General features: G+C 59.4%; 3 protein-coding genes. 1 reads left to right on the forward strand and 2 read right to left on the reverse strand.

Features of this window, described 5'->3' with window-relative positions; translation table 11 throughout:
• Positions 1-643 (forward strand): endonuclease/exonuclease/phosphatase family protein (locus Q0Z93_RS09935; RefSeq protein ID WP_298065097.1); only part of this gene is annotated, 643 nt, incomplete at its 5' end.
• A gap of 134 nt (positions 644-777) precedes the next feature.
• On the opposite strand, the gene lepA is transcribed toward Q0Z93_RS09935, so the two are convergent.
• Together lepA and Q0Z93_RS09945 are read right to left on the reverse strand one after the other, a co-directional pair.
• The gene (lepA, locus tag Q0Z93_RS09940; RefSeq protein WP_298065099.1) at positions 778-2565 is read right to left on the reverse strand and encodes a translation elongation factor 4; all 1788 of its coding nucleotides are present in this window, start codon (positions 2563-2565) and stop codon (positions 778-780) included.
• A 397-nt stretch (positions 2566-2962) separates the two neighbouring features.
• A partial coding sequence (locus Q0Z93_RS09945; protein WP_298065100.1) for a hypothetical protein occupies positions 2963-3388 on the reverse strand: 426 nt, incomplete at its 5' end.

The following is a 3388-nucleotide window of genomic DNA, read 5'->3' on the forward strand; positions in this document are numbered from 1 at the left end:
GCTGGCCTCTCAGGTGGCGTTCATAGACTCGGCGCTGACGGAATATGCGTATGTGGGGGTGGGGCGCGATGACGGCCGGCAGGCGGGGGAATATGCGGCGGTGTTCTACCTCGATTCGCTGTATGCGCCGGTGGAGGAGGGTCATTTCTGGCTGAGCGAAACGCCGGACAGCGCTTCGCTGGGGTGGGATGCGGCGTGCATCCGCATCGCGACGTGGGTGAGGCTGCGCGAGCGGGCTACCGGACGCGAGTTCCTGGTGTTCAACACGCATTTCGACCACGTCGGGGTGGAGGCGCGGCGGCAGAGCGCCCGGCTACTGGTGAACCGGGTGCATGAGTTCGGGGATTCGATTCCGGCGGTGATTATGGGGGATTTCAATTTCCCGGTGACGGATCCGTCGCTCGCGCCGCTGGTGAATGCGCCGACGTTCACGGAGGTGCGCGGCTCGGAGGCGTCCAAGCCGCAGGGGGATTCGCTGCCGCAGGTGACGTACCGGGGCTTCGGCCACGGGGAGCCGGGCGAACTGATCGACCATATTTTCTGCCGGAAGTTCGTGCCGGTGACGTATGAGGTGATCACGTCGGGATACGGGGTGCCGTACCTGTCGGATCATTTCCCGGTACTGGCGGTGCTGAGATATTAGCTTGTGTACGGCTGTCTGCCCATGCCGGCGGCTGACAAGCCGTGCGGCATGGGCATTTCATTTCCCGTCCCGGCGGTGTTTCGGCCTGCGCCGGCCGGAATCCGCATCGCCGATCACCGAACCCTAAGAGAGCATCAGTCCATCTTGAGCACGGCCAAAAACGCCTCCTGCGGCACTTCGACCCGCCCCACCTGACGCATCCGCTTCTTTCCCGCTTTCTGTTTCTCCAGCAGCTTGCGCTTGCGCGAGATGTCCCCCCCGTAGCACTTCGCCGTCACATCCTTGCGCACCGCCTTGACGGTCTCCCGCGCGATGATCTTCGCCCCGATCGCCGCCTGGATCGCGATGTCGAACTGCTGCCGCGGGATCAACTCCTTGAGTTTCTCGCACATCTTGCGGCCGAAGTCGTAGGCGTGGTCGACGTAGATCAATGACGAGAGCGCATCCACCGGCTCTCCGTTCAGCAGAATATCCAATTTCGACAGGCGCGACGGCTTGTAATCCGTCATGTGGTAGTCGAACGACGCATAGCCTCTCGACACACTCTTGAGCTTGTCGTAAAAGTCGAAGACGATCTCGGCCAGCGGCATGTCGAAATTGACTTCCACCCGGTCTGTCGTGATGAATGTCTGGTTCCGCAGCACCCCCCGCTTGTCGATGCACAGTTTCATGATCGCTCCCAGGTATTCCGTCTTGGTAATGACCTGCGCCAGGATGTACGGTTCCTCGATCCGGTGGATATAGTTCGGCTCCGGCAGCCCCGACGGATTGTGGACCATAAATTCTTCGCCTTTGGTCGTAAACACTTTGTACGAGACGTTCGGCACGGTCGTGATCACATCCATGTTGAATTCCCGGAACAGCCGCTCCTGGATGATCTCCATGTGCAGGAGGCCCAGGAAGCCGCAGCGGAAGCCGAATCCCAAGGCCAGCGACGATTCCGGTTCGTAGGTCAGCGACGCATCGTTCAGCTGCAGTTTTTCCAGCGAGGCCCGCAGGTCTTCGTACTGGTCGGTTTCGACCGGGTAAACTCCGGCGAAGACCATCGGTTTCACCTCCTCGAATCCGGCGATGGCCTCCTGGCAGGGATTCGCCACCGAGGTGATCGTATCTCCGACTTTGACGTCCACCGAGTTTTTGATCCCTGAAATAATGTACCCTACATCCCCGGCCCGAATCTCGTCCCGCGGCGACATCTTGAGTTTCAGCACGCCGATCTCGTCGGCGTCGTATTCGCTCCCTGCGTTGAAGAATTTGACTCGTTCTCCTGTCCGGATCGTGCCGTTCATCACGCGGAAATAGGCGATGATCCCCCGGAAGGGGTTGAATACGGAGTCGAAAATCAAGGCTTGCAGCGGCGCGTTGTCGTCTCCTTTCGGTGCCGGCACCCGTTCCACAATGGCGCGCAATATGTCTTCGACTCCTTCGCCGGTCTTCCCCGATGCGGCCAGTATCTCTTCCCGCCGGCAGCCTAACATGTCGACGATCTGGTCTTTGACTTCTTCGATCATGGCCGAGGCCATGTCGATTTTGTTGAGTACCGGAATGATTTCCAGGTCGTTCCCCAAGGCCAGATAGAGGTTGGAGATGGTCTGCGCCTGAATCCCCTGCGTGGCGTCCACCACGAGCAGCGCCCCTTCGCACGAGGCGATCGCCCGCGAGACTTCGTACGAGAAGTCTACGTGGCCCGGGGTGTCGATCAGGTTCAGTATGTATTTCTCTCCGTCTTGAATGTATTCCATCTGGATCGCATGGCTTTTGATGGTGATCCCTTTTTCTTTCTCCAACTCCATGTCGTCCAGCACTTGTGCTTGCAGTTCCCGTTCGCTGACGGTCTTGGTCACTTCCAGCAGCCGGTCGGCCAGGGTCGATTTCCCGTGGTCGATATGTGCGATAATGCAAAAGTTGCGTATGTTTTTCATAGCATGAAACGTATTCGGTATAAGGGGACTGGCGATACTGGGTGTCGCTTGTCTCTAATCGTGGGGTTGTTCAGTTGCTGCGGGCCTTTACGGGGTGGCAGGCCTTTGCGGAGGGAGGCCCGCCTGCTTTGCGGAATGACCGTTTTCTTTGCCGCTCATGCCGCGAAGCACTTTTTCTTATCCGCCTCGAGCCGGATGCCGCTCGGCACGCGATCCGCAGCCGTTGGCTGTCTCATTGGCCGCCTCTACCCCAAAGCCCCTGCTGGCTCCAGTCATTCCCCTGTCGGAAGCTCAGTAAACCGCGACCTTCGGTCGCGCGAGTCGCCGCCACCCCGCGCGGCGCGAGCCACTTCGGCGGAGCTCGTTGCTCTTTCCGCTGGCGGCGACCCGGTACTACTCAATTATTCTTTGGCCGCAAGCCGGGATGCACATTTTTTGTCCGCGCGCTGGCGGGAAAATCCGGTTCACAGAACCGGGCGGTCTTCGCTCGTGCCGCGGAGGCTTTTTTCCTTTGGTAATCGCCTCGAGCCGGCGGGGCTTCTACTTTCTTTGCCACCAAAGAAAGTAGACAAAGAAAGTGCCTCCAGCCGGTTTCACCTTGTCGAAAACCGGTCGTTCTGCCCGGCTTTCTCAAGGCAAAACACGACGCTTCCGGAAGGGCTTTCGCGTGCGCAACAAGCGGGGTAGACACAGCAGACCCGGGAATGTCGCGTTTTGACTTGAGAAGCCCGTGCGGGTGCGCGGGCTTCGACAAGGCGAAACCGATTCCCGGCGACTTCTTTGCTTTCTTTCTTGGTCGCACAAGAAAGAAAGTGCCTCCGCG

The sequence above is a fragment of the uncultured Rikenella sp. genome (assembly GCF_947628055.1).
Lineage (GTDB): Bacteria > Bacteroidota > Bacteroidia > Bacteroidales > Rikenellaceae > Rikenella.

Excerpts from the sequence above, each read along its gene's own strand:
- lepA (WP_298065099.1), bottom strand. The coding sequence starts at position 2,565 with ATGAAAAACATACGCAACTTTTGCATTATCGCACATATCGACCACGGG.